The organism is Yersinia similis (assembly GCF_001053095.1).
Taxonomy (GTDB): Bacteria; Pseudomonadota; Gammaproteobacteria; order Enterobacterales; family Enterobacteriaceae; genus Yersinia; species Yersinia similis.
Genome location: NZ_CGBP01000031.1, coordinates 13,004 through 37,964, shown reverse-complemented (window position 1 = coordinate 37,964; position 24,961 = coordinate 13,004). Strand labels below are relative to the sequence as shown.

Here is a 24,961-nt window from a genome sequence, read left to right as displayed (position 1 = left end):
TATCATGGGGTTATGTGTATTAATTTAGACCAAGGTGACGGTGTTTTGTGGTAGAGCATGATTAAATCATGACCGTTGGTTAAGGGCGTGAAGCGGACTTAAGAATTACAGCGGACATGGTGGCTGAATAGTGAAAAGTCAGTTGCTAGCTGTACTAAACTGATTTTTCTGTAATTGTGATGAGATGTATTGACATACGTGAAGTGAATGAAATATGAATCGGAAGAGCAGCACGTCATACTATTCTTTAACAGCATCATAATGGTTTATAACTTTTACTAAACGTTCTAGAAGACTTGTAAATCCACTAAAATCAATATCATGCTTTTGGGCATGAACAATATGCGTCGCGAACGATTCCTTGCTTAAGTCACTATCGGGATCACGTTTTGAGACGGTATTGAAAAATTTACCTTTATGCAGCCTGAGTCTATCTGCATCTTTAAAAAAATGCTCTATATCAGTTTCCGCATATCCCTTAACCTGAGGGGTAAGCACTAAGTAGAGATTATGAAAAATATGTACAAATTCAGAAGATCGGATGTCCGTTAATCCTGTAGGGAACATTTTGATATCATTAATATTACTGACATAATGGATCAAATTTCTTGGTCCGCTATCATTATCAACGAATATAATTACTGGATTAGATGGTTTCGGGGCTTTGTAGTAATTAAAGTGCTGTTTATAGTGAATAACAAAATCCTTTAAATAATCAGCGCCGCCATAGAGCTCCAGTAAATATTTTGTTCGCTTATTATAATCAATAAAATTTGTAAGCGTTTTATACGGGGAACTTGCACTTTTCACTACTGCTAGTTTAGGGAATAATGAGTCTAGTTTATGTATTGCTGCCTTTAAATAGACATTATCGGTTTTACCTTCCGTAAGGATTGTCGGTAAGTTGTTACCATAAAACAAACGGTAAAATAGAAATTTACTAAATGTTTTTTCTCTTGAGTTGTGTAAGTAACGCCTGCTTTTGGCTTGGCCATTTTTAATGGCGTCTTTTTTTAAATGATATTTTGGGTTTGATTTTTCACCTTGGCGTAGTCGATTGTAGTGATCGATTTGATCTATGAAATTAAGCTTTCCTTCAAGGCGATTGATATTCCCTTTTGTTTCTTTACTATCAATTATTTCTACGAATTTACCGCTCTTAAATAAATGATTGCACTGAGCGCGTACAAGCCTCCAATATTCTTTTTTTGTATTAGGTTTTTTATTTACAACCACGCCTGTTACTTCTTGCCTTGAGTCTTTGTACTGATTTCTTGTTTTGCTTTCATTAATTACAAAGCCTGAACGTATTATTTCATTTCTAACTCTCTTACTAATAATATACTTATTATTTTGGTTTTTTGCTATAGAAGAAGGAAAATCGCTCTTTCTTGTTGAAAATGTAATATCATCAGCATATCGTGTATATGTAGATGAATTTTTTGTTGCTATTGCAGCTAGTTTAATATCTAAAGAATGAGTAATTAAATTGGTAATTACTGGGGAGCAAGGGCTACCTTGGGGTAGTTCATTATTGTAGCAAGCAATTTTAGCAATTACAGTGGCAATTTCGGGATCAAGTGCAAAATTTCTATTTTTTATGAAAAAGCCTCGAACTCTACCAAAGTTAAAACTCCCAAAAAAATTCTCTAAGTCTATATTAAAAACATACTTCTTACCTAAATGCATCATTGCATTTGTTATAATCGAACGTTTTCTTTCAAATCCATGAGATAGCGAGGGTTGTTTTATTTCGGCACTAGAGCATTTTATCTTTAATATTTTTGAATTTTTTGCTTTCTGCCTTGCTAGTTCTGACTCTGGAAACTTATTATGAATAATTTCGTCTAAGCAATCGAGTAGCAGTCTTGATAAAGATGACTGAATCATCTTCAATATTCCGTTAGGAGCGTTTATTATTCTTTCACCGCCATTTTTCTTTGATATCTTAAACTGAGTATATTGACTTTCAGGTTTTAATACATATAGGCAGTATGTTAACGCTGACGGCTTGATTCCTAATAGTTTAGCCAAATCAGGCTTTGTTTTTGCTTCTTTCAATGATTGTAGTCTTTTCACTATATCACCTTGAAAAATGGTTTATGGGCACTCTTACGCAAACTTGACAAGAACCTCGAGTAGCGCGGAGAACGTGAGACCCTGAAAGGCAATCCTATAGGACATTTTTTTCACTGATCGCGAAACGCGATCCAAAATCTGCCCATAAACCATCATTACCATAGCAAAACTTAAAGAATATACAATTAACAAATTCACCTTAATGTGTATGGTCTTTACTAGTGTGATTAATATCACGCTTAGCTGTGAACCTTTAGATCTCAAACCTTGAGTAAATCCTGAAGGCGTTGAATTGCTTATACAGAGGTAGGGTGTTTTTGACCTTGACAACGTCTGCCTCAGATATACTCATAATCAAATCTCCTGATGTGTGGGAGATTTGATTATGGTTGTCCCTCAAGAGCGAAAAGTATAAGCGCCAATAAATCCACGTCTATCCATCCGATTTTGGGAACCGCACGTACAGTGGTGTGAGAGGACGACGGGAGTGATCTCGCCTCCTATTCGATTATTGTCAGCCAACACAAAAAAATAACTTAGCCCCCTTTGTACATCAAAGTCATAGCTCTGTTTGCGAAACTACGTAATTCAGTATCAACGATAGTCTCTGCATCGGCACCAGGGTTTGTGTCATGATGGAATTTACCAACATAAGTATTAATACCATTTAACTCAGGAATTAGTGAGATTGCATAATTTAACGGACTACCTGCATGTGCACTTTGTATTGCCCCTATTATTTTACCAAACATTAAATCCTTCGCTATATGATTAGGGAATCTGCTATGTAAATACCCCTCTAACATTGGACGTATCGCTTTGGCTACTTCGGCAGAGTTGTGAGCATTACCAATAATGAACTCATTTACTATTCTATGGTGTTTAAAATATTTTGATTCACATGCGACATCAATATCAATGTTATCAATTTCACTAAAACTACCGTTAGCATGTTGAAGTTTTAACAACAATGTATCTATGGGGTTTTTTCCTGAAAACTCATCACGTAGTTTTTTAATAAAATACACATCATGAGCCAGAATAATAAGCTGCTTACATGATACGCAAATTTCTTTCAAGATAGTTACAGTATTTGACTTTCTATTCAAATCTAAACTACACATTGGATCATCAACGACTACTATTTTTTTGGAAAGCTGGTCATCATTTTGAAGGACAGCAATAAAGAATGCAAATGCTAACGTACGTTTATCCCCTTCACTTAATGAAGAACGGAAATCGGGATTACCTCCTGACAAAGAGATATTCTGACCTCTCATTTCTATTGCATACTCACTTCGTGGTGCCCCTCCCCCCAAATAATTAAACTTCACTTCTTTTATGGTAAAATTAGCTCCGAATTTTACCAATAGATTGTTAATGGCACTTTCATATTTATTTAATGTTACTATCATTATTACATTCAGCGCTGCTTTCTTTACATCCTTTACACCAGTTGCAGCTTTCTCGATCACTTTCTCGGCAGAATATTCGGTAATTAAATCTAAAGCAGGCTGTTCATACCTCTTCTTAACCATTTGCTGAGTTAATAAATCCCCTTTCAACAGTTGTAAGTTTTCAGATGCTAAGTTTCGTTTATATAGATTTATCGCTGCATTTTTTTCTGAAATAACGCTATTACAATCTATTATTGCATCAATAACATCAGTCCACAATGCTCTGCATTGTAATAGTTCCTTATCAGAACCAACTTTATCTAATGGATTGTTTATTTTATTACTTGCCAAAGATAAAAGTAGAAGTTTTAACTGATTTAGTGAAATGGTTATTTTTGTTAAATCTAATGAAGTTTCTTGAATTGCTATATATTCTAACCATGATTGATATACTGATTGAGCTACTTGGTGCGCAGCCTTTATCTTTTCAATTATGTGTTCTCCAAGCCTTGTTTCTATACCTGTAGTTAAAAGTGAAACACTTTTAACTAGGTCTTTATACCCTTTATTAAAATAAGTACGATAAGCAGTTACGAGGGTTAACCCATCTAATGATTGTTCACAATAAGGACAATTGTCATTCTTTATAAAAGCAGCACCTTGGCTTAACCAGTTCTCGATGCTTCCACCACCATGTTCTGCTATATGCTGCTTTACCCTTTCTTCTGCCTTAAGATCAATCCCTTCCAATGAAGTATTTAATATTAGGAAAAGATTATCTATGTTTAAAGATGGTAACTCTATGTGTTGAGGCAATAATTTATTTTGAATAACCAAGTTTTTTTCTGCTGCAGTTATGCGAATATTGGTTAATTTTATCACCTCATCAATATTGCCAATTTTCTTTAATTTTATAAAACTAGTTAAAGTTTGACCACTATGAATACCACTTAACTTATCTGTCAGTGCTTTTATTTTTTTTGAAGATATAGATAGATAATTAATTGCTGTATCAAGCTCACTCTGTGCTGTTACTGCAGAGTTACCAATCGCGAAATTTAGTAGATTCTGACGTTGCCCTGGGGTTACTTGCCCGCCAGAATATACATTTTGCTCTACAAAATCCAAATCAAAAACAAGCATTTCAGTATGCTTACTATCCCATGCTGTTTTATCAAATACGGTTTTATTACCATTAGAGAAATGTAACTCTACTTTTTGTTCATCAGTACTACCGAGCGTTTTTCTGTTGACGATTAGTGCGGGGTTACTTTGCGAATAAGATCTAAATATTGATGCTAATGTAGATTTTCCTCGACCGTTATCTGCATATATAAAATTTGCTTTCTTCAACTTAAATTTTGCAGCATTAACGTCATGAAGCAATCCAACAGCCCTTATGTAACTAATTCTCTCTAACATGTGAAATCCTAGTTTGAGGATGGATGGGATAGTCATCCAAAACAAGCTAGGACAAGAACTATTACAAAGAAAGAACAAATATTAAAAAACATGATATTGATTAAAAATTTTAATGAATTAGTTAATGTTTATTGTTTTTTTCCCTAGACACCATTTTCGTGAGCGCCCTTAAATCAACGTACTACCCCAATTAAGACCGTGGTATTTTTTTCAAAAAAAGTCGGTAAACCTATATTGCCAAGGCAATAGCGCCATCTGTTTCTCTTGCGTATCTGCGTCAGCAATATGGTTTAGCAGGTGATGAATTTAAGCGTAAGGTTCGAGATTGTTGGCCTTTGCGGTCACAATTAGCGAATAGCAGGTGGCGCTTGCGTTTGCACCTTGTGAGCTGTCGGCAAATAACCATGCTTTTCGCCCGATGGCAAAGGGACGGATGGCATTTTCATCCAGCACATTGCTGATGTTCAGACGACCATCTTCACAATAACCGACCAGATGTAACCACTGATTTAGCGAGTACGCCATCGCTTTGCGCATCAGTGAACCTTTGAGTACCTTGTTAATGCTGCTCAAGCCAGGCTTTCAGTTTATTCAGCAAAGGCAGGTTTTTTATTTGGCGAACACGGTATTTTTCAGCCTCATTTTCTTACGCCAGACTGCGCTCGATGGCGTAGAGTTTGTTAATTTTTCCCAGGGAGATATCAGCTTTGCTCACTTTACTACTGCCTGATTTATTTGCTGGCGCTGCATTGCTGGCCTCAACAAATTTGCGGCATGCATGATCCCAGCAGCCAATGTGCGTAAGGTTATTTTCGCGACACACGTAGTCATACTCCGCATAGCCATCGGTTTGTAATATTCCGCTGAAGCCTTCCAACAGGCGTAGCGGAACGGTGCCTGCGCGACTGGGGTACCGAGAGTTTATCCGGTGGGCCGCCGCGCGTTACCCACATCCATTTATCAGATTGCGCAGTTTTTTATGGCCTTTAAACAGGCTGATATCATAACCATCAAGCAGCCAGTTTATCTGCTCACCGGTCAGTGAGAGCAGGTCATAATCAAGGGAGGACCTGCAAAAACGCTCTTCTGCCAGCGATTTATAATAGAGCACAAAACCATTATCTTCCTACACCAGACACTTGATTTTGGTGTGTTGACGGTTGTTGAAAGCATAAAGTGCGCCGGTAAACGGATTGTGCCCAAGTTCTTGCTCAACCAGTGCCGCCACCCCATTAACCTGTTTACGAAAATCGACAGGTGCGCGGTAGAGGTAAATCGGCGCTGGTGCTGAGTTGCTTAACTCGGGGCTACGGCGGCAAACCCTACCGACTCTGACGTCTGCTCAGTGCGATATTTTTGTCGCCAATAGATAAATTAGTGATAAATAAGTTCGTGCTGCTGACAAAATTCCGATGCAGATAAACCTGAATCGAGCTAGGTGGTGATGCGCTCACGCCAATAGTCAGCCCGCTGTTGCATATTTATGTGATTTCTCCGTTTAGCGAATATGCCGTTAGTATGGTGAAGTAAAAATCGGATGGATAGACGTGGATTTATTGGCGCTTACCATTCAGATATCTTAATTTTCAGGTTCCAAAAAAGAGTTTTTCACTGACATAAAAATCCTCTAACTGCACCTTAAGCCGATAATCTGCTTAAGGAGTATTGACAATGATCAAACCTATCAGCTACTTGGCTGCGCTATGCCTGTCTAGTGGCGCTTTTGCCAATAGGGTTATCTATACCGACGGCTCTTATCCCGTATCTGCTATCTCTCCCGATATCCCGATTGTTTATCTTGATGCTCCAGACCGTGTGCAAAGGGGAATCTTTGGTTCTTTGCCCACTGACCCCGTTCAGGCAGAAAAGCAGGTTCGTAAGCTTCTGGCGTCACCTACATTTAAATTACGGCAACAACAGTTAACTGCGGCCTGGCAGGGGGTAATGAAAGCCTGGTCTTTGGGCCTGGAGAAATATCCGGCAGTGGTATTCGATGACCAGTGGGTGGTGTACGGAACCACCGATATCGACGTGGCTACGCAGCAGTTCACCCTCTGGCGGGAGACTAATCAATGACTCTCACGTCTCTGCGCCATCGGCGATTATTATCGCTTATTCTCCTTATCGGTAGCAGCCAGTGTATGGCGAACGTCAACACCGCAAGCTTGATTATCAGTGCGGCCAGCGCTTCGTGCGTCAGTTGGAAAGTGAAAGGAATCTGCTACTGGTTGCTGTGTACGCCTTTGGGTTGTTCAGTGAAAACCTCCGTCAAAGTTGAGCATTTTATTCCCGAAGCCGTTGTCTCTGCCTACAGCGGCCCCGGCGATAATCCCTGGGTGGAGATGGCTGCTGTCAGCAGAGCCGCTAGTGGGGCTGAAAGCGGTATTACGGGTATGCTGACTGGCGGTGGTCAACAGCAAATGAAGGCACCTGGCTTACGTCAACAGAACCTGCGCTACCATTATGCAGATGCCTATGGACATCCGGCGACCTCGCTGATGGGGGGTCATATTGCAGGCTATTCCTGCCGTTCAGCCGCCACTCCTTTTGCCCCTTATTTTGTCAGTGCCCTCGATGCTTTGGTATGGCGCAGTGGTTTGCCTGAATCTCTCTATCCAGAAGCACTCATCCCCGGGCAACGTGAACTGGGTCGCCAGTCAAACGCCAATATGTGGGGGAATATTTACCCTCGTAGCGGTTTTGTTATTCAGCAGGATAGCTATAAATCCGCTGCGGTAGTCGCCCAACGGGTTGCCGATATTATTACTCGTCATGGTCAACTGCATGTTTATCACCCCCTGGTTGGTCAACCTTCGCCGGGCTATTGGCCGCCTGACCCGGTTCGTGAGAATACCGGTAGCCAGAATCATAAATGGCAGCGTCTGGAGCCACAGCTCTCAACGGCCTGCGCTATTTTTCCAGAGGCTAACGGCCCCATTGCTCAGAGCGGTAACTATGCCTGGGCACTCTGGCAACCTTACAGTTGCTGTAAGCGGCGTGGGCAAACCTTCCTCTTACATCACTGATTTTGATGAGATAACTCCCCATGACACAGCATAATTATTTCTTCCTGCAGCTGATGGCTACGGCTTTCGTGTTAATTGGCAGCGTTGCTGCTGGTGCGGCTTCTGTATCCAATAATGGCTTGTCAGCAAGTGGTGCCATCAGCGATGGCTTGTTCTACTCCATCGGGGGCGGCACCGTCATTTCGCCATCTTCTTCACGAAACAACATGACCCGCTTGGGCATGACTGGAAGCTGGAATAGTGACCTGATGTGCGGCAATTTTGACCTGAAAACCACGGTAGGTAATCAGCTCAATGGGGTAACCAGCGGTTTTAAGGATTTGATGAGTGATGTGATTCAAGGGGCGACTGGAGCGGTGGCCAGCATGCCAGCGATGGTTATCCAACGCGCTAATCCGGGCCTGTATGAAATGCTGACCAATGGGATGCTACAAGCTGGTCTGAGCTTCGATAAATCAAAACTCAACTGTCAGAATTTGGCGAAAAAAATGGCCGATTACACCCTGGGGAACAAGTGGACGCAGGCTGCGGTGGCTGAAGAATACAAGAGCATTGTTGCCTCAAGTGACGGTGATGCGGTTAGCAGCGACCATCAATTACACAAGGCTACCGGCGAAGAGGGCACCACCTGGATTGGCGGGCGGAAGCGCGGTGGCAAAGGCCAGCCAGCCATTAAGCCCACGTATGATCTCGCTAAAGCGGGTTACAACATGATGAATAATTTGCCGGTTACCAGTAACCACTCGATAGTCGCCGTAAACTGCAATGGGGCAGTTTGTCTGCGCTATAAAAACTCAGAAGAAGCCGCGACCGCAGTGGTAAAAGTGCTCGGTGATCGTTCTATACGCACCTGCCGCGAAGCCAGTGCGTGCAGCAGCGGTGGTGGCGAGAACAGGTCTGGCAGTACCGTTGCGGGCAGCGGATTTTCTCCCATGATTGAAGAAACTACCAAAGAGAATCTGGAGCAATTGATCAAGTTGGTTGGCGGGCGGGAGAAACCCACAACAGAAAGTCTGGCGAAGCTAAAAACGGGAGGCCTTGTTGTTACCCGAGGAGTGATCCAATCGCTGAAAGATGATCCAGACAATTCGGCGTTGATACAGCGGCTGGCGGGTGAGTTGGCCATGGCTGACACCGTGGAAAATGCGCTGACCATGCGACGGATGCTCACTACCGGCCAGGCGGAGCCTAATGCCGCCGATCAGCCTGAAGCCCTGGCCGAAGGAGACCGGCGTATTGAGGCACTGGATCGCGAGCTTGCCGCACTGCGTAATGAAATGGAACTGCGTAAGGCCATCAGTAATAACAGCCTGCTTACCACGCTTGAGCGTCAGGGGCGACGTAATCAGGACAACCGTCTACAGCAGCAGAGCGGGGATCAAGATCAGGGCTTTAGCCAGATGAGCCAGAAAACGAGAGAACCCTAATGACGGCAAACAGTTTCCTTGAATATTTCCTGGTGCTGTTCGGGTGGATGCTAAACAACGCGCTGTGGAATATTTTGCTGGGCACAGGACTGTTCGCCTTGCCACTGGTGTTTAAAGTGCTCGGTATTTGGCTAAAAGTGCGTGAAGAGGGCGCGGATGAAGGCAATAAAGGGGTGCTGGCGCTGCCGCGCGTGGAACATGCCATCTACGTATCATTTTGTGTCATGTTGTTTTGCTGCATCCCCTTGCTGCCGGTGGATATCAGCACCGTCCAGTTTGACAGCTCCCGCACCAAACAATGTGGTGTAAACGTCCCTGCGCCACAAAATTCTGGTTATAAGGCACTGGTCAATGATTTTGACGGCAAAACAGCAGAAGTACCGGTGTGGTGGTATCTACTACACATGGTATCGAAAGGCACCACTCAGGCTATGACAGCTTCTATCCCTTGTGGTAATCAACTGCGGCAACTGCGTTTTGACGTGCAAAACACCAAGATCCGTGACCCCATCGTGCTACAGGAAGTACAGGATTTTGCAGATCAGTGTTACTCGCGCGCTTACTTTAAGTTGAAGAACAGCAATAGCCAATTGAGTGATGCCACTATCAATAGTGTGGGCTGGATGGGGAGTCGATATTTTCTCACGGTTGGGGGCTACTATGACCATTACACTTCGACTGAACCGCGCAGTCTGTGGCCCTATAATAACAACAGAGACAATGGCTATCCTGATGTCGGCCGGGGCGGCTATCCGACGTGTAAACAGTGGTGGTCTGATGGCACTAACGGCCTAAAAACGCGTGTTCTGGCCAACCTTACCGCCGCCACTAAAATAGCGCTACAGCTCAGGTACAGTAAAGATCAGTGGGAAGAAATGGCCCTGCGTTGGCTGGTAAGCCCGCGTAACGTTGACCTATCTGGTCGTGGTGAGACTTATGCAATAAGCGGTAATGATGCCACATCTGGACTGATGGGGAACGTCACTCGCCTGGTCTCTTCCGTTGGGTTAGGGTTGAAGCAAGCAGAGGCTTTGCCTGGATTTGATGCGCTGAAACAGGCGCTGCCAATGATTCAGGCATTACTTGAGATGATGATCATTATCGCCATCCCGATATTAATGATGTTCAGTGCCTACGAGCCGAAAACGGTGGTGACTATTTCCTTTGCATTATTTGCCCTGATGTTCATTACGTTCTGGTGGGAACTGGCGGGCTGGCTTGATGACAGGTTGATCACTATTCTTTATGACAATATGGCGGAGCAAGGGATTATTAACAGCAGCGTGCCGTTCGCCGGGTTCTTCAGCTCGACAGCGGATGGTTGGATCATGAACCTGGTATTGGGGATGATGTATGTGGTTTTTCCTATGTTTTGGCTGGGAATGCTGAGTTGGATTGGTGTGAGAATAGGTGACATGGCCAGGGCGATAAGTGATGGAGGCAAAATGCCTCAGGCTGCGGGAGAGTCGGGAGGGAAAATGGCAACCAGTGCAGCTAAAACGACAGTGAGTAAGGGGTAAAATAAAAATAGCTGGGAATAAAAAACCGGCTATTTATGTTTCAGCTGAGGAAAATCTATTAAATATCGCGGTTTTCCGATTCATAGGGGCGATCTTCCCATGAGTATTGCAAGTGGCTGGCAGACTCATTAGTTTTGGTTGTGTTTTCAGCCATAGATATCACAACGCTTGCAGCCTTGACACTTTCTACAGCAACGTCAATAGAACCGAGTAGAACGTTACGACCTAACTCCTTGAAATCGGCTTGCTGCATGCGAAAACCTCGCGGCTTTCTGGCGCAAATTTCTTCCAAGTCCTTTGGATCAAAACCTTGTGAGCTCATGGCTATTACTCCATTAGGTGCAGATTTTTCAATCTAACACGGGGAAGAAGGGCGTTCAATCTTACAGTTATTGCTGGCTTTTAATCAGCTCAGTTATTTTTAGGCGGTTTTCTGCGAGAATCGATTTAATTTGATAGCGGTTACGTTGCCTGGCTCGTTCCTCAAACTGTTCTTTGGTGAATAGATTAGACAAACGTGCCACACCTTTCCCGCCAATTTTTGTTTTAAGCCATCTAGGAATAGAGTCTTTATAAATTGGAAATGTTAAAGAAGAAGAACGGTGCAGTGCCATAGCGCGTAGTTCGGATAGCTTAAGAACATCTGCAATGTCCCTATCAAAGGTGATCAGGTTGGCAATGTAAAATATCGGCTGCGTATCATCCAATGATGCATTGGTTAGCTGATCAAGTGCCCTGACCATGTAAAGATCTGTAGCGCAGTTACGCAACAGTCCAAGAGGATTTTTGTTTTTTAGTAGTCCATGCAACTTGTTGGACATTTGTGACTGCCTTTCATGAAAAATAATATCTGCACAAATAAGTAATTCACGAAACATCAGAGTTGATAGTTTTTCATGCATAAACAGAACTAGCTCCTCCATTTTTGCTGGTTTCTCTTTAGAGGAAGTGAGCTCGAGAAGCTTGGTTTTTATTAGCATGATTTCCATCATGTCGATCTGATCTTCGATAGCTTGGCCTAACCCAGCATCTAACTGTTGATAAAAATCAAATAGAAAACAGTCTGCTTCTTCCTCTGCTTTTTTGCGGTAAATGGTTCTATATGTTTCCCCCCACTGAGCATTAAGTGGTTGCTTAATATGAGGCAAAGCAAACAGTGCAGCCAACGTTTCACGGATCCCATTGATAGTTTCCAGGCGCCTATCACTCTGAGCTTCCCATAAATAAAGGTAAGGATTGATAGTTGATAAATCGTCAAAAGAAAAAGAATCAGAGATAATGCGACAAAAATTTAACAATTCTTCTTTTGGAGCCTCACGGTAAGCTAGTGAACGAATATAACTTGCCGCATTTGAGTCAACGAATAATCCGAACCCAACTTTAAACGCCATCGTTTCCGATGATGATAAAACGTCATTATCAATAACCCACAAAGAGTTACCATAAAAAACTGTCGAAATAATTCCTTTTTCAGAAAACTGGCGTTTAGTTAATTTGAAGGGGCCTGATTTACTCTCATCTGCATAAATAATCCTCCAGTCTTTTAAAATACTCTTGTTTTTTTCGTAAAGATATAATGCTTCACGCCGAGAATTTGCCGTGCCAACTAGATTCAGTGCTAATTGGATATCATAACTATCTGCACTCATTTCGTTCTTCCTTATTATGATCTTAAATGAGATATATTCTATTTCCAAGTATAAATATTCAGTTTGATATTTATCATAAATCAAGTATGGAACTGATTTAATCATTAGATCGGCGGTTTTCCGCTTTTGGAATAATAATATAGGGTAGGGGTGTCTACTGGCATAGGGTCAGCCCACTGACTCCATTGAGATATCTGTTAAAACCTGTAGCGATCCAAAATTAGGATCGGTATATATTGCTATCAGGTGTTTTAACGGTCTAGAATCATCCTCGCTATAAACGTTGTTTTGAGCAACATGCCAATGTCCTGGCGATTTGAAAGGGACGCCTTCGGGTAATCGCATGCCAATGTCACCTTAACCTGAGAGGTGATGCCTTCGGGCGGTACCCCCGTTAACCTTTGAGAATGGGGATCGCAATCAAGTCGCGATAAGGTCTCTTCTATTTCAATTTGCTGATTTTTTGATGCAAATACGCTTTACAGTTTTCACTGCTGCTTCATTGGATTTCAATACTTTTTGACGTCAGCTTCAGCTTTCGGACTCTGCGAACGGTGGGTTTGCCAATTGAAATATTTGGCATTTTTCACGTAAGCATTGAGAGCAAAGGTGCGCGGCGTCACTTGCGAACGAGTGAAACGAGTACCAAGTGACGCGCGCAGCGCACGACCGGCAGTACAGGCGTACTGCCACTTCAACGATACTTTTACCCTCTGGCCAACACGTAACGACAGTTTTAAAACGCTTAACAGAGTGTTTTAAACGCTCATCTACTCATCATTCAACCCATGGTCAAATTCGCAGGAACACTCTGCATGACGACAACTTTTCAATTCAAGGAGGTAAATCGACACGACATCGATGGCGACGCCAATAGCACTGGCGTGTGGAGGTAGACTGATGTAAATCAGCCCGGCGTAAGCCGCAAACAGGTCTGAGACCTGGGGAACCTCGTAAGAACTCAACATTTCGCCGCCCCGATGCACAGATGTCTGTCGAGATGCAGGAAGCACAAAATTAACCGTGCCGTCGGGGTGAAATATTTAAGTTATATGTCATGGGGAATCCGGCGAGTTATGTGTTCCGTTCACACGGGACGGAATACATAACTCGCCTTATGCGGATCAGGAGATATTATGGCGAAACTGAATAAAAGTTTGATGACACTCGCTCGTCAGGCGGGAGGGAGTTTTAAAACAGTCTCAGACCGCATGAAAATAGCGGATCGTTTAGCCGAAAGAGTGTTGAAAATGAATATCCAGATCCGTGACGCCAACCATTTAAAGACCAATCATATTGCGATGTATATTAACAGTCGTCTGGCTGAGAATATTTCCAAGCGAACCTTACAAAATGAAATGGCTGCCATACGTGCCGTTCTGCGTTTAGCTGGAAAAACCTTTATGGCGGATCCGGAACACGAAAAACTGAGTAACAATGCATTAGGAATTTCAGGAGCTAGCCGAGAGGGTACTAAGGTCGCTATTCCAACAGATATATATGAAAGTACCCTGGATAAAGTCCGTGAAATTGATAGAGGAGCAGCCGCGGTGATGGAATTATCTCGTCACCTCGGGCTACGCACAGAAGAAGCTATTCAGTCGGTTAAATCATTAAAAACATGGCAAAAATCTATTCTTAATCAGCAAGGAAAAATACGTGTTATTTTTGGGACTAAAGGGGGAAGGCCAAGAGATACGACAATCATAAACAGAGATGAGTTGATGCGAGTTGTTAATAATGCCATCAACATCGCTAGCGATAATAACGGAAAGTTGGTTGATAAGGCTAGTATTCATCTTGCGATTGAACGCTACCGTAATATTGTCAGGGGCGCGGGATTGGTGGGTAAATATGCTCCTCACAGTTTACGTTATACTTATTCTGGAGATGCTTTAGTACATCATATAAATAATGGTTTTAGCCAGAAAGAAGCCGAAGCTTTAGTTTCAATGGATTTAGGACATGGTGATGGGCGTGGTCACTATGTGGCTCGCGTGTATATCAAGGTAAATGGTGATATTTAAGTATACCAGTGTCATAAGTTCTGAGGTGAAAATCATACAATGTCCATTACTTATGAAAATTGAACTACCTCGGGGTTCTTAGAGACCAAACTGAAATTCAAAGGAGATCCGATACCCAATATGTCATCAAAGTGCAATCCCTCCGACTGCGTGAACGGACTGTCTGATCTTACCCACACCAATGGACACAGGCCTAATCGAGGTTCTTGTTTTCACATTTTTCTGGGCTTTCACATCATTTCCCGGTTGATAAAGCGTTCTCCGTGGAGACATTCAATCTTCAATGATTACGGGTCTATAACAACAAAAGTCGGAAAGATTATATATAACCTTTCCGACTTTTTTTATCGTAATGGAACAGGCAATCGACGAGTCAACGGACGCAGTTTCTCGCGATCATCCCATAGACCGGGAAATACTTCGAATTTAAGGTCATCTCGATTAATACCGGTATCAAAATAGCGGCACAAACGGTCGCTGAGATCTTCATGCCCCCACATATTATCTAACTCATATTTTTCAATAAAATTACGGTCTTGAGGGAGCGTTAAGTCTTCTTTTATTACCGGTGCTTGAGTAACGCTAACATTTCCATCAGGGCCAAGATCTATTATTTTCCCCCCAAGAAAAGGAAAGTTATTTCTAGTTCCTTTATAATGCACACCATCTATTATTGAATAAGGAGCAATCCAATAGGGTTCATAAGGCTTCGTACTTGCTATTACTTCTGGTGATTCAACTTTGCCTTGAACAAGATATTTATTAATCACTTTACCAACAAAAACTCGAAATAGAGGGTTCACTTTATTCAGGTCTACATTCTCCCATACGCCATCAGTGTTAAATATATCATAAAATCGCATTGCCGGGCTGGTTAGCATTTGGCCTATGGTATATAAACCATCACGCAGCTTGATATTAACCAGGTCCCCATCTTTCCAGGTAATTCGTTTAGCCATAGATAAAACGCCTTTAACAGCCGCCTCCTGATTTGCCGCCACCATTCCTGCTGTTTAGATGATCATCAGCAGCACTAAGATATTCTGCTCTTCTACTGTTCCCTTGCCCAACAGGGTTTTGCTTGTTAGCTGTGCCATCCATACCCCCCAATTGTTCGAATGTTCGTTGTTCCAAGCCTCGAGCTATATCTTTGCCTGGCTGACCATAACCATCATATAAAACTCTAGGGGCCTGTTCGCCAAAACGATCAAAGTTTCCACCGTAGCGATAATTCAATATATCTTGTGCCGTTTGCTTTCCTTGCATGCTGGCATACCCAACATAAGGCTTACCTGTAGCAGCATCAATTCCTTGATAGGTAATATGTGTGGCCGTTGCAGGATTACCCGCTAATCCTAATGGATCAATCCACCCCAACGGATTCGGAGCATACTGATAGAGGTTCAGCCCCCCCGCCAGCCCTATCGGGTCTGGTGACGTGAACCGTCCAACTTCAGGCGCATAGTACCGATAGGTATTGTAGTGCAACCCCGTTTCGTCATCCAGATATTGCCCGGCATAACGCAATGGCTGCCTGAATTGGCCCAGCGGTTTACTGACGTTACGCCACATCGCATCGGTCTGGCGTGTAACTTGCCCAAACACCCCATATTGCCCCGACCATACCATTTCACCCTGCGCGTTGGTCACTTCCTGTGGCGAGCCATTCAGATCAGTGTGATACCAGTACAAGGTGTCTTCACCGTAGCGCCGCTCAATGCAGGCGAGTGGTGTGTATGCCTCATTCGGGTCATAGCAGTAGGTTTGCTGGCTCTCGTCCGTGCGGCTTTGCAGCAGACGCAGACCCTGCCATAAAAAGTGAGTCTCTTGGTTACCCTGTGGCGTCCTGACCACTTTGCTGAGCCGCCGACCCAGCGCATCATAATGATATTGCGCCTCAAAGAGACCTTTCTGCCCATCGCCTTTGGCCCCGACCAACCGGTTATCCCCATCATAGCGGTAGCGTTGAGTACGGTAGCCTTCCAGTCGCTCCGACAGGTTACCAAAGGCATCATAGTGATACTGCCACTGTTCCCAACGTGTCAGCCGATTATCACAATAAGGTTGACTGCTCCGTGCATATGGCGAACTCTCCGGCGTCTGTAACGGTAACATCAACGCGTTATCGGCCCGGTCATAATGCACCGTCGTCTGACCGCTGTGTGGCGAGACGGTACTGCGTAGTCGTCCCTCTTCATCATAGCCGTAGCTCAACATGCCCCGGTTGCTGTCCTCTACCGCAGCCAGTTCATGCAGTTCATCGTAATGATAGGCCCGCCACAGTATTCCCTGCTCTGGCGTGGTGAGCGCCTCGGTGAGACGACTGCTGATACTACTTTGCCAGCGGCGGCGACCCAGTACATCATACTGACGTTGTTGCGTCAGGATACCTTGTGTGCGGCGGGTCTCGCGGTGTAATGCATCACGCTCGAATTCGCTGACCAACTGGTCATTAAAGCGGATGGCACTCACATGCCCAGAGCCATAATGCAGCCACTGGAAATGGTCATCATTCGGTAATTCCAGTCGGGTCAGGTTGCCCAGCGCATCATAGTGGTAAGCCAGCGCCTCCACCCCATTATGCTCCTGAGTAATGCGGCCCAACGCATCCCGTTCAAAGGTCACGGTATTGGGCAGAATACCCAGATTTTCACCCTGTTCGGTCGGGGTGCGGATGGCACTGAGTAGATTGCCCATCTTGTCCCACTGATAGCACGTCTGTTCCGTGAGAGTATGGCGCGCTATCAGTCGGCCAACGGCGTCATACGTCAGTCGGGTAGGTTTCTCTGGCCGTGAGGCGTGGTTCTCTGACAGGCCACGTTGTGTGATATCCGTTGCCTGCCCATCGGCATTATAGGTGTAGGAATAACGAGTATCATCCGGACGCTGTTCTTCCAGCAAACGACCTTCCACATCCCGGTTAAAGTGATACTGGCCGCCGTTGTCATTGTCCAGATGGACCAAGCGTCCCTCGGCATCATAGCGATAGCGGATAACCCGGCTCAGGCGGTCTGTGGTACTCAGGATTTGTCCGCGCACACTGTAATGCCAATGGCGGGGCTGGTTATGGCCTTGCTGGTGTCGCACTAACTGACCCGCCGGAGACCAGTCAAACTGTTCCGTTGAACCGTCTGGCAGGGTCACTTTGGTTAACCTGCCCACGGGATCCCAGTGGTAGCGAATTTCCTGTTGTAAGGCATCGCGGCGCAAGAGCAACTGCCCCAGCGCATCATAGCGCCACTGCGTGGGCTGACCGGAACAGTCGGTGTAGCCGGTGAGTTGACCTTGCTGACTCCAGAGCAACTGACTTTGCCCTCCCAGCGCGTCAGTGATGCTGTCCGGCAGTAAGGTACGTGGATGCGGGTAGGTATAGTACGTGGATTGCCCCAGACGGTCAGTTTCCTGCAGGAGTCGCCCCTGGGCATCCCACTGCTGGCGCTCTTGCGTGCCGTCCGGCCAGAACACAAAGGTCTGCCGGTCAGTATTGCGCTCATACTGCCAACGTGTTTCTGCGCCATTGGCATCCGTCACACTGACCAGACGGCCCAGTTCATCCCACTGACATTGGCGTTGATGTCCCTGCGGTGAACGGTAACCTGTCGGTTGCCCGGTCGTGTCCCACTGGAGCTGACATTCATGGCCGGTGCGGTCGGTGTAACGGCTGACCCGGTGCTGTTCATCCAATATCCATACCGCCTGACTGCCGTCCTGATAGGTCGCAGTGCGTTGGTGCCGCTCTTCATCGTAGGCCAGTCGGTAGCCGTCACCCTCGCAGGTATGCTGTTCTGCCACACACCAGATGTCGTCAATCTCCTGCCACTGGTAGTCACAACGTAATCCAGCCACATTTTCATGCCAGAGCAATAAACCGTGATCTTCACCCCAGCCAAAACGGCGTACTACCGTATCATCCCGGTGTTGTACTGCTGCCAGTTGCCCTGACTCATTATACTGATAGCGGGCGCGAATAATGTCCCCGTCAGGCGTCTGTTGCCAGACCGCCGTCAGACGATGCCGTTCTGGGTGGTAGTCACAGCGCAGTGACAGCCCGCCAGTGCCCGTAATGGATACCATCTGCTGTTGGTCATTGTAATGAAACGACTGGCGGTTACCGACGTTATCGGTAATATTCGCCAGCGGGGCGAGACCTTGTGCATCAAATTTTCCGTAATGGTAAACCCATTCACCCGCATCGCGGATACACCAGCGCCCGTCCTCCAGATGTATCAACCAGCACTGCTGTTCGGGACAGAAGGTTTGGTGACCTGCCGGTATGTCTGGGAAGGGAATATAATCTCCATAGGTATTGCGCCACAATATACCGTCGTCTACACGACTCAACGCACTTTCCCAAAACAAATTCCAGCCACGTCCCAATACCCCCTCATAGACATAGCTGCTCAGATATCGGCGCTGCCAGAGTAGGGGCAATTCACCATCAAGCGTAAAATCCCGCTCATCCTCGTCGTTAAGGAACTTCTGTCCACTGGTCACATCCACCGGGTTAGTCAGAATACCGACCACCGGTAAAATAATCGCCAGTGGTGCCAACCGACAGGCTATTTTGGCAATTTTGTCGGCACCAGGCAGTTTGGCAAACAGTTTCTGTACCGCCCCTGGCCCCCGACTGACTGCGCCGCCAAAACTGATCAACCCGGCAGCAAACATCGTCAGGTCTGAAACGGTATAGGCCCAATCAGGAATTTCAGATGTAATGGGGAGCGTAGTTTCCGTTCCTCCCCCAATGAATACATTCGTGGAACCGACCATGATACTGGCATCACAGGTGGTTTTATCGTTACGACGGGCGGCTGGCAAGCCATTGATAAATACTGAGGAGGAGCCTTGTGCCACCTGCTGTGCTTTATCTTTATCGCAGGTGACGGCACTGAGGGTCGCTACGGCGGCGGCTTTACTGTTGGTGCGAACATTAGCGGAGCCGGTGACTATGGCCCCGCTGGGGCTGAGCGAGTTTTTTCCTGCATCAACACAGGCATCCCGTGCCTTTTCCCCCAGAGCATTCGCTGCCATACCCACGGCAATCGATGCGCCAATCAGCAGGATACCCACCCCCAGACACGCCGAGGCACACCCTGCGGCAAATAGCATTCCGCCAAGAATGCCCCCCGCGACATTAATTAACCCGCCTAAAATCGTTCCACCGATAAGACCGGCTAATGCCTGAGAGTGACCAATGGCATCGCCAACACGCGCAGCGGCTTCCAGCATAGAAATGCACTCCTTTCCTTGTGCAATAGATTATGGGTATTGATAGCTGCTTACACAGTCAGCAAAGAAGGTTTCATCTTGTTCGGTCAGGGGAGAAGTACTGGCTAACGTAAATATCAGTACACCGGAGGACACAGGAAAAACCGCCTGCCGCTGATAAATAGACTGACTTTTTTGCGGCTGATAACGGGATAACAGACTGATGCCCTGAATGAGTCCATCACCGAGGGCCGCGGGCTGTTCGTCCAGTGCTTCATATTTGCGCAAGCCTTTCTTTAGCGTCGTACGCTGACGAGACAGATAGTCAGCGAAACCTTCACCAGGCGGGAGGATATCACGGGAAATATTAAGGGAGGGGGCGTGTGGTGCCACCAGAATATTGACGGTTTGTTCACGGTAGCCAACTGGCAAACAGATACTGCCTTCGGTGAACACACAACGCGAGGAAGCTGGCTGAGTCATTTCTGCCCTCCATGATATCCATAATGGATACGCATTCTTTTATCTCTGGTTAACGTGAGGTTCAATAAGCCGACAAGGCTTGATAAGGGAGAGGTGATACCGGCCTGTTGGTATTGTGCCGTGTTTAACTGAACGTGGGGATAAACTGGCGGTAAAGACCATCTTGTCCTGAAAATATCCTGCGTATTCATCATTCCCTCGGCATTAACCATCCATTATATATGGTTAACATTAACACACTAAGAATGCAGAGAAAACAAGCAAATATCGTCTTGGAATTGGCTGGCTGGCACATTGTTGTCCAAGACTCACACGACAAACACCCTTGCCTGACTTAGAGGGATTGTGTACGATTTGTTGGTTAAATGTTGTCTTTGACAACGGCCAATGTTCCCGTGATTTGAGAGGAACGCTTTCGGGTAATCACATGCCAATGCCATCATGACCTGTGAGATGGCGCTTTCGGGCGGTACACCTAAATCTGTTAACCTTTGCAAACAGAGACCTTCGGGTTAAGGCTCACTTTACCGCATAGTTACATCCACTTTCGACTCCGTGATAATCATCGTCATTTAATGACATATCCATTTGGGATCTCGATCCCCTTTTATCCACCTGTGGCGCACTCCGCCACTGGCTGGGGTGCGCCTTTTTTGAGGTTCATCCCATGAAAAAATCGACTTCTTGCCGTAAGGCTCACAAACGCGCTGATTTATATCAACAGGTCACAGATAAAATTATTGTGGCACTGGAAAAAGGCACTATTCCCTGGCGCAAGCCCTGGCGTTCAGTAAGAAAGCCAGAGGGCAGTTCGCTGCCAACCAATGCATTGACAGGGCGTCCGTATCAAGGGGTGAATATCCCGTTGTTATGGATGGCGGGTGAAGAGCGAGGTTTTGGCTCTGATCGCTGGCTGACCTATCGCCAAGCTCAGAAAGCGGGTGGTCAGGTGCGAAAAGGCGAGAGCTGTAGCCTTGCTGTTATTTTCAAACCGTTTGAAAAACAAGCTGAAGATGAGCAGGGTAATAAGCTGTTTGATGGCGCAGGAAAACCGCTCATGAAACGCTGCTCGATGATGAAGTCCTTGCAGTTGTTTAACACGGATCAGTGTGAAGGTCTGCCGGAGCTTATGGCGACTCAGCCTGTTCAACTGATGGTTCAGGATGAAATTGAGATCCTAAGTGCGCCGTTGATGAATCGGGTAGTGGAAATACTCAATCACAGTGGTGTGAAAACCACACCGAGAAGACAGAATCGGGCATTTTATCGACCATTAACGGACGAAATTATCATGCCGCTCGTTGGGCAGTTTTTTACCGAAGCAGATTATTGGTCCACGCTGTTGCACGAACTGATCCACGCGAGTGGCCATCAGAAGCGCCTGAACCGCGAGGGAATAACCTCGTCAACTCGCACTTTTGGCGATCCCATTTATGCGTTTGAGGAGCTTATTGCAGAACTGGGTAGTGCTTTTCTCTGCGCGGAGCTGGGTATTTATGGCGAGGTGCAACACGAGAGTTATATCAGTGGTTGGCTGAAAAGGCTCAGAAAAGACAAAAAGGCGCTATTCCGCGCCTGCCGACAAGCACGTCAGGCGTCTGAGTTTTTGTTAACCCAACAAATTGGTAACGACGGCTAAGACAATGCCATAACGGCAGTTTCGATTTGAGTCAGTAACCAAACCCATCGGGGGCCTTGTCCCTGTGGGGCGGCTCCCTCTTTTTTATGATCAAAAGAGGAGTAAAGCCATGTTCGAATGGTGCAAAAACCGACTGGAAATCACCGGGCGTTCCGTGTTCGTTGACATCATGCAGCAGTGGGTAACCGGTGAAGAAGTCCCTCTTTATCGCCATGCGATCCAGCAAAGTATCAGGTTATTTCTGGCGGGTTGTGCAGGAATATTGAAACCGGTGAAATGCATGGAGTATCCACCTTTCCCTCGCCTTGTTTCTCATGGTACGGGTTCCGCTGTGGCGAGTAATTTGGCCTTTCAGCACTGGCTGGATTTGTTATTGAAAGATGCGGTGCTGGATGGCGACACCATTCGCCAGATTGACCGAATCTACCTGCAATCAGGTATTGCATCCGTTAAATGGGAGACAATTCCCGAGGGGGCACGCCAGATAATAACGCAACTGATAGCTCGTCAGTATCCTGACTGGTTTGGTGTGGCCAGTTGGTCATCTCACATCAATGGTGCTGATTGTTGGACGAAACTGGGGGTAATGCAGGAACATGCCTGTAATTGCGATATGTTGATGATTATCCCGACGCGTTTGGCCATTGAACTCAATGGTAATAGCCCATTATTGACTGGAGTATCGACAACCCATGATCTCTATAGTCACTTATATGGGATGGCGTGGCCTTCTGGTCAGAATATTATCTGGCAGCGTGACAGAATAAACAGCCTGCGACTGGATTTTGATTCTCCGTCTTATCCGCCGTCTGCTGAACTGATGGGGGAACTTTCAGCGGTATTTGACTGCGAGATCCGCCATTGGTATCAGGAACCGGTCAACGGTATCCGCGGTTACGATTGTTATGATCGCGGTGACCATGTAGACAGCGGAGAGTACGGTGCCGGGCCATTTTTACCTCCACTGAAAGTTGAAGAAGTCACGGTTAATGGACAGGAAGAAGCCGCGGTATAAATTAATGCCACACTTAAGGGAATATCACCTCAATGGGATAGCATCCCGTTCTTAACAAACCATCCTGAATGGGGGGGCTCCCCTATTCAGGGCGAGTTTCCTCATCAAATACATCGAGTTGTCGTCTGCGTATCACCACAATGCCACCCTGCGTGGAGGGGGTAAACCACCGCCATTCTTTGATTAAAATCTCTAACTGTAAACCGATGTGCTCTGTGTGTCCGACGCTCCTATTGATGGAATGAAACCGATAGTATTCGGCAGGGAATTGTCGCCGCAGTCTGGCAATACGCTTTGAACTCAAAAGGTGAGAAGACATGATGATGGGCTGAGGTGACTGCGCCAAAGAAGATTTGAGTGTGACGATGAGTGAGAACCAAAACTCAGTGATCTCCCTGACACTAAGTTGGCCGGTGCTGACCCAAGGATTGAGGTGTAGCCAAATACAACCTGATTTTTTCTTTAGTACAAATATTGGCTTTCTGAATCGCCATATCAGACAGGACAAGGGCTTTAGCAGTAACGGAGAAAGGAATAGGGAGGGTTGAATAAATAAATTCTCTAATGCGATAGGAAATGATGTTACGGCGGTGGCGATAAGGGCACAAAAGGTTGCCCATCCAGCAACGATGAAGACCACGACAGCCTTATCTGTTCTCACACTTGCGATTCCTTAGGACAAAAACGCCATTTATACATAACGGCACTTTAAGCGCCTGAAGAAACTCTTCATCTGTGGCTGAAAAATAGGTCAAGGGTTTTGTCTCCAAAATGGACTAAGAGTTTCTCGTTGTCTGCTAACCACTAAAGCGTAGCGTAATCCCCTTTCTAAATAATCGAAACGGGGGCGCAATGCTAAAGTGGGTTTCAGGCAAGTTTGATCAGATTAGGGGCAAGGCACTACCAGCTTCAACGGTACATAGCGCTGACCCCAACGGTTGGTTTCCCTTTCTGAATGCGGAGAGTCTTCTTTCCGTTGATCACCGCAAGCGAGCACTTCAGCAACTTTGGGAAAACAGTCCGTTCTCTCGTCCGGTCTGGGAAGCTTTCTGGCTGATACCGATCAGGGAACTGGCCATCAGGTTGCAGCAGCTACCTGCCGCACAAAGTGGCCCTTATGCACGGGAAGGCGGAATGCTTGATGAGGCGTTAGACGTGGCTGTCTGTGCTGTCAGGCTGTCACGGGGATGGCTGCTACCACCAGGGGCTGCGCCGGAAGATCAGGCTGCACAAAGTTCCGCCTGGTATACGGCGATATTCTGGGCTGCGCTGTTGCATGATTTGGCGGGAATGGATGATATAGCCGCTTTCCATCAGGATGGCACCCGCTGGTATCCTGGCATAGCCGCCCCCATTGGCCCTTGGCGGTTCAGGTTTTGCGACAGTGGCCCCGATACGCCTGCTTTGGGGGCTCTGGTCGGATACCGTCTGCTTCCTGAAGAAGGCCTGCGTTGGTTATCTCACTGGCCTAAGGCTATCAATACACTGTTGGTTTATCTCTCTGGAAATCAACCCGATTGTGATGTACTTCACACCGCTGTAAATGAGGCCCGACAAAAATGCGGCCTTCAGCCTCTCGCTGCTAAAGAGATACCCACGCCAATGACCACGTCTTCGCCTGTTGTAACCGATGAGGAGACGGGACATGAAGGGGGCTTGCCTCCGGTTGGCGGCAAAACGCCTGGAGAATCCTTCTGGAACTGGCTGGTTTCTTCTGTGGCTAATGGCGTACTCACAGTCAATGCTCAGGACAGTTTAGTACATGTTATGATGCAGCATATTTTTGTTCAAACCCCGGAATGTTTTTACCGTTATTTAGGCACAAAGAAAAACGCCGAGATTGAAAAGGATAATATTCAGAAAGATTTTGAAACGCTACACCGCCATTATTCGCAAAATGGCAAAGGTATTTATATTTATCGTAAATATAAAAATGAAAAAAGAGAAGGCTCGTTTATCAAATTATTCGGCTATATGATCCCACTCACACTTATTTTTACCAATGGGTCTCAGCCCACTGACAGTATTTGGCTGTCGCCTAATAAATAGAGCATTAATAACGTATTTAA

17 protein-coding genes and 2 pseudogenes are annotated in these 24,961 nt (G+C 45.8%); 8 read left to right on the top strand and 11 right to left on the bottom strand.

Annotated features, from left to right (window positions below; translation table 11 throughout):
- Positions 1-240: 240 nt before the first annotated feature.
- The 4 genes and pseudogenes from AC971_RS17930 to tnpB all read right to left on the bottom strand — a co-directional run bounded on the left by AC971_RS17930 (position 241) and on the right by tnpB (position 6,174).
- Positions 241-2,079: a retron Ec67 family RNA-directed DNA polymerase/endonuclease gene (locus AC971_RS17930; protein ID WP_025381168.1), complete on the bottom strand. Its 1,839-nt coding sequence runs from the start codon at positions 2,077-2,079 to the stop codon at positions 241-243.
- Between the two features lie 536 nt (positions 2,080-2,615).
- On the bottom strand, positions 2,616-4,898 hold the full coding sequence (locus tag AC971_RS17925) for an AAA family ATPase (protein ID WP_025381167.1): 2,283 nt from the start codon (positions 4,896-4,898) through the stop codon (positions 2,616-2,618).
- Between the two features lie 210 nt (positions 4,899-5,108).
- Positions 5,109-5,875, bottom strand: a pseudogene (gene tnpC / locus AC971_RS25285) (IS66 family transposase); the annotation flags it as partial.
- Positions 5,842-6,174: pseudogene (gene tnpB / locus AC971_RS25280) on the bottom strand (IS66 family insertion sequence element accessory protein TnpB). The pseudogenes tnpC and tnpB, both read right to left, overlap by 34 nt.
- 395 nt (positions 6,175-6,569) lie before the next feature.
- On the opposite strand from tnpB, the gene AC971_RS17910 reads away from it, so the two are divergent.
- From AC971_RS17910 to AC971_RS17895, 4 genes are read left to right on the top strand one after another with little or no spacing between them, the layout of a single operon-like run.
- Complete coding sequence (locus AC971_RS17910; protein WP_025381164.1) at positions 6,570-6,974, top strand: TIGR03757 family integrating conjugative element protein; 405 nt, start codon at positions 6,570-6,572, stop codon at positions 6,972-6,974.
- Positions 6,971-7,924, top strand: coding sequence for a TIGR03756 family integrating conjugative element protein (locus tag AC971_RS17905; RefSeq protein ID WP_025381163.1), 954 nt, complete (start codon positions 6,971-6,973; stop codon positions 7,922-7,924). The genes AC971_RS17910 and AC971_RS17905 overlap by 4 nt, the downstream gene beginning before the upstream one ends.
- A gap of 53 nt (positions 7,925-7,977) precedes the next feature.
- A complete protein-coding gene (locus AC971_RS17900) occupies positions 7,978-9,351 on the top strand; it encodes an integrating conjugative element protein (RefSeq protein ID WP_048677773.1) in 1,374 nt (457 codons plus the stop codon).
- Complete coding sequence (locus AC971_RS17895) at positions 9,351-10,871, top strand: conjugal transfer protein TraG N-terminal domain-containing protein (protein ID WP_025381162.1); 1,521 nt, start codon at positions 9,351-9,353, stop codon at positions 10,869-10,871. The genes AC971_RS17900 and AC971_RS17895 overlap by 1 nt, the downstream gene beginning before the upstream one ends.
- 58 nt (positions 10,872-10,929) lie before the next feature.
- On the opposite strand, the gene AC971_RS17890 is transcribed toward AC971_RS17895, so the two are convergent.
- From AC971_RS17890 to AC971_RS17880, 3 genes are all read right to left on the bottom strand, one after another.
- On the bottom strand, positions 10,930-11,193 hold the full coding sequence (locus tag AC971_RS17890; RefSeq protein ID WP_025381161.1) for a hypothetical protein: 264 nt from the start codon (positions 11,191-11,193) through the stop codon (positions 10,930-10,932).
- 67 nt (positions 11,194-11,260) lie between these two features.
- Positions 11,261-12,520, bottom strand: coding sequence for a hypothetical protein (locus tag AC971_RS24795; protein WP_025381160.1), 1,260 nt, complete (start codon positions 12,518-12,520; stop codon positions 11,261-11,263).
- 770 nt (positions 12,521-13,290) lie between these two features.
- Positions 13,291-13,488 (bottom strand): hypothetical protein, encoded by a 198-nt coding sequence (locus AC971_RS17880; RefSeq protein WP_025381159.1) that lies wholly within the window; start codon positions 13,486-13,488, stop codon positions 13,291-13,293.
- Between the two features lie 168 nt (positions 13,489-13,656).
- On the opposite strand from AC971_RS17880, the gene AC971_RS17875 reads away from it, so the two are divergent.
- Positions 13,657-14,547: an integrase domain-containing protein gene (locus tag AC971_RS17875; protein ID WP_025381158.1), complete on the top strand. Its 891-nt coding sequence runs from the start codon at positions 13,657-13,659 to the stop codon at positions 14,545-14,547.
- Between the two features lie 344 nt (positions 14,548-14,891).
- Here the strand turns inward: AC971_RS17875 and AC971_RS17870 are convergent, their stop codons facing one another.
- The 3 genes from AC971_RS17870 to AC971_RS17860 are packed head-to-tail and all read right to left on the bottom strand — an operon-like array spanning position 14,892 to position 20,238.
- Positions 14,892-15,548: an immunity 26/phosphotriesterase HocA family protein gene (locus tag AC971_RS17870; protein WP_231573028.1), complete on the bottom strand. Its 657-nt coding sequence runs from the start codon at positions 15,546-15,548 to the stop codon at positions 14,892-14,894.
- The gene (locus AC971_RS17865; protein WP_025381156.1) at positions 15,520-19,776 is read right to left on the bottom strand and encodes an RHS repeat-associated core domain-containing protein; all 4,257 of its coding nucleotides are present in this window, start codon (positions 19,774-19,776) and stop codon (positions 15,520-15,522) included. Before AC971_RS17865 ends, AC971_RS17870 begins: the two co-directional genes overlap by 29 nt.
- Positions 19,777-19,806: 30 nt before the next feature.
- On the bottom strand, positions 19,807-20,238 hold the full coding sequence (locus AC971_RS17860; protein ID WP_012105766.1) for a DUF1795 domain-containing protein: 432 nt from the start codon (positions 20,236-20,238) through the stop codon (positions 19,807-19,809).
- A 667-nt stretch (positions 20,239-20,905) separates the two neighbouring features.
- Here AC971_RS17860 and AC971_RS17855 point away from each other — a divergent pair.
- Positions 20,906-21,877 carry an ArdC family protein gene (locus tag AC971_RS17855; RefSeq protein ID WP_012105765.1) on the top strand — a complete coding sequence of 324 codons (972 nt, stop codon included), beginning with the start codon at positions 20,906-20,908 and terminating at the stop codon, positions 21,875-21,877.
- A gap of 109 nt (positions 21,878-21,986) precedes the next feature.
- Positions 21,987-22,892, top strand: coding sequence for a DUF1281 domain-containing protein (locus AC971_RS17850; protein ID WP_025381155.1), 906 nt, complete (start codon positions 21,987-21,989; stop codon positions 22,890-22,892).
- 82 nt (positions 22,893-22,974) lie between these two features.
- On the opposite strand, the gene AC971_RS17845 is transcribed toward AC971_RS17850, so the two are convergent.
- Positions 22,975-23,553, bottom strand: coding sequence for a hypothetical protein (locus AC971_RS17845; protein WP_231573027.1), 579 nt, complete (start codon positions 23,551-23,553; stop codon positions 22,975-22,977).
- 191 nt (positions 23,554-23,744) lie between these two features.
- Here AC971_RS17845 and AC971_RS17840 point away from each other — a divergent pair, with 191 nt between their 5' ends.
- Positions 23,745-24,941 carry a TraI domain-containing protein gene (locus AC971_RS17840; protein WP_025381154.1) on the top strand — a complete coding sequence of 399 codons (1,197 nt, stop codon included), beginning with the start codon at positions 23,745-23,747 and terminating at the stop codon, positions 24,939-24,941.
- The last annotated feature ends 20 nt before the right edge of the window (positions 24,942-24,961 follow it).

What these genes read in the sequence shown, in the direction of transcription:
- AC971_RS17925 (WP_025381167.1), bottom strand. Translation starts at nt 4,898, where the DNA reads ATGTTAGAGAGAATTAGTTACATAAGGGCTGTTGGATTGCTTCATGAC.
- AC971_RS17910 (WP_025381164.1), top strand. Translation starts at nt 6,570, where the DNA reads ATGATCAAACCTATCAGCTACTTGGCTGCGCTATGCCTGTCTAGTGGC.
- AC971_RS17905 (WP_025381163.1), top strand. Translation starts at nt 6,971, where the DNA reads ATGACTCTCACGTCTCTGCGCCATCGGCGATTATTATCGCTTATTCTC.
- AC971_RS17900 (WP_048677773.1), top strand. Translation starts at nt 7,978, where the DNA reads ATGGCTACGGCTTTCGTGTTAATTGGCAGCGTTGCTGCTGGTGCGGCT.
- AC971_RS17895 (WP_025381162.1), top strand. Translation starts at nt 9,351, where the DNA reads ATGACGGCAAACAGTTTCCTTGAATATTTCCTGGTGCTGTTCGGGTGG.
- AC971_RS17890 (WP_025381161.1), bottom strand. Translation starts at nt 11,193, where the DNA reads ATGAGCTCACAAGGTTTTGATCCAAAGGACTTGGAAGAAATTTGCGCC.
- AC971_RS24795 (WP_025381160.1), bottom strand. Translation starts at nt 12,520, where the DNA reads ATGAGTGCAGATAGTTATGATATCCAATTAGCACTGAATCTAGTTGGC.
- AC971_RS17880 (WP_025381159.1), bottom strand. Translation starts at nt 13,488, where the DNA reads ATGTTGAGTTCTTACGAGGTTCCCCAGGTCTCAGACCTGTTTGCGGCT.
- AC971_RS17875 (WP_025381158.1), top strand. Translation starts at nt 13,657, where the DNA reads ATGGCGAAACTGAATAAAAGTTTGATGACACTCGCTCGTCAGGCGGGA.
- AC971_RS17865 (WP_025381156.1), bottom strand. Translation starts at nt 19,776, where the DNA reads ATGCTGGAAGCCGCTGCGCGTGTTGGCGATGCCATTGGTCACTCTCAG.
- AC971_RS17860 (WP_012105766.1), bottom strand. Translation starts at nt 20,238, where the DNA reads ATGACTCAGCCAGCTTCCTCGCGTTGTGTGTTCACCGAAGGCAGTATC.
- AC971_RS17855 (WP_012105765.1), top strand. Translation starts at nt 20,906, where the DNA reads ATGAAAAAATCGACTTCTTGCCGTAAGGCTCACAAACGCGCTGATTTA.
- AC971_RS17850 (WP_025381155.1), top strand. Translation starts at nt 21,987, where the DNA reads ATGTTCGAATGGTGCAAAAACCGACTGGAAATCACCGGGCGTTCCGTG.
- AC971_RS17840 (WP_025381154.1), top strand. Translation starts at nt 23,745, where the DNA reads ATGCTAAAGTGGGTTTCAGGCAAGTTTGATCAGATTAGGGGCAAGGCA.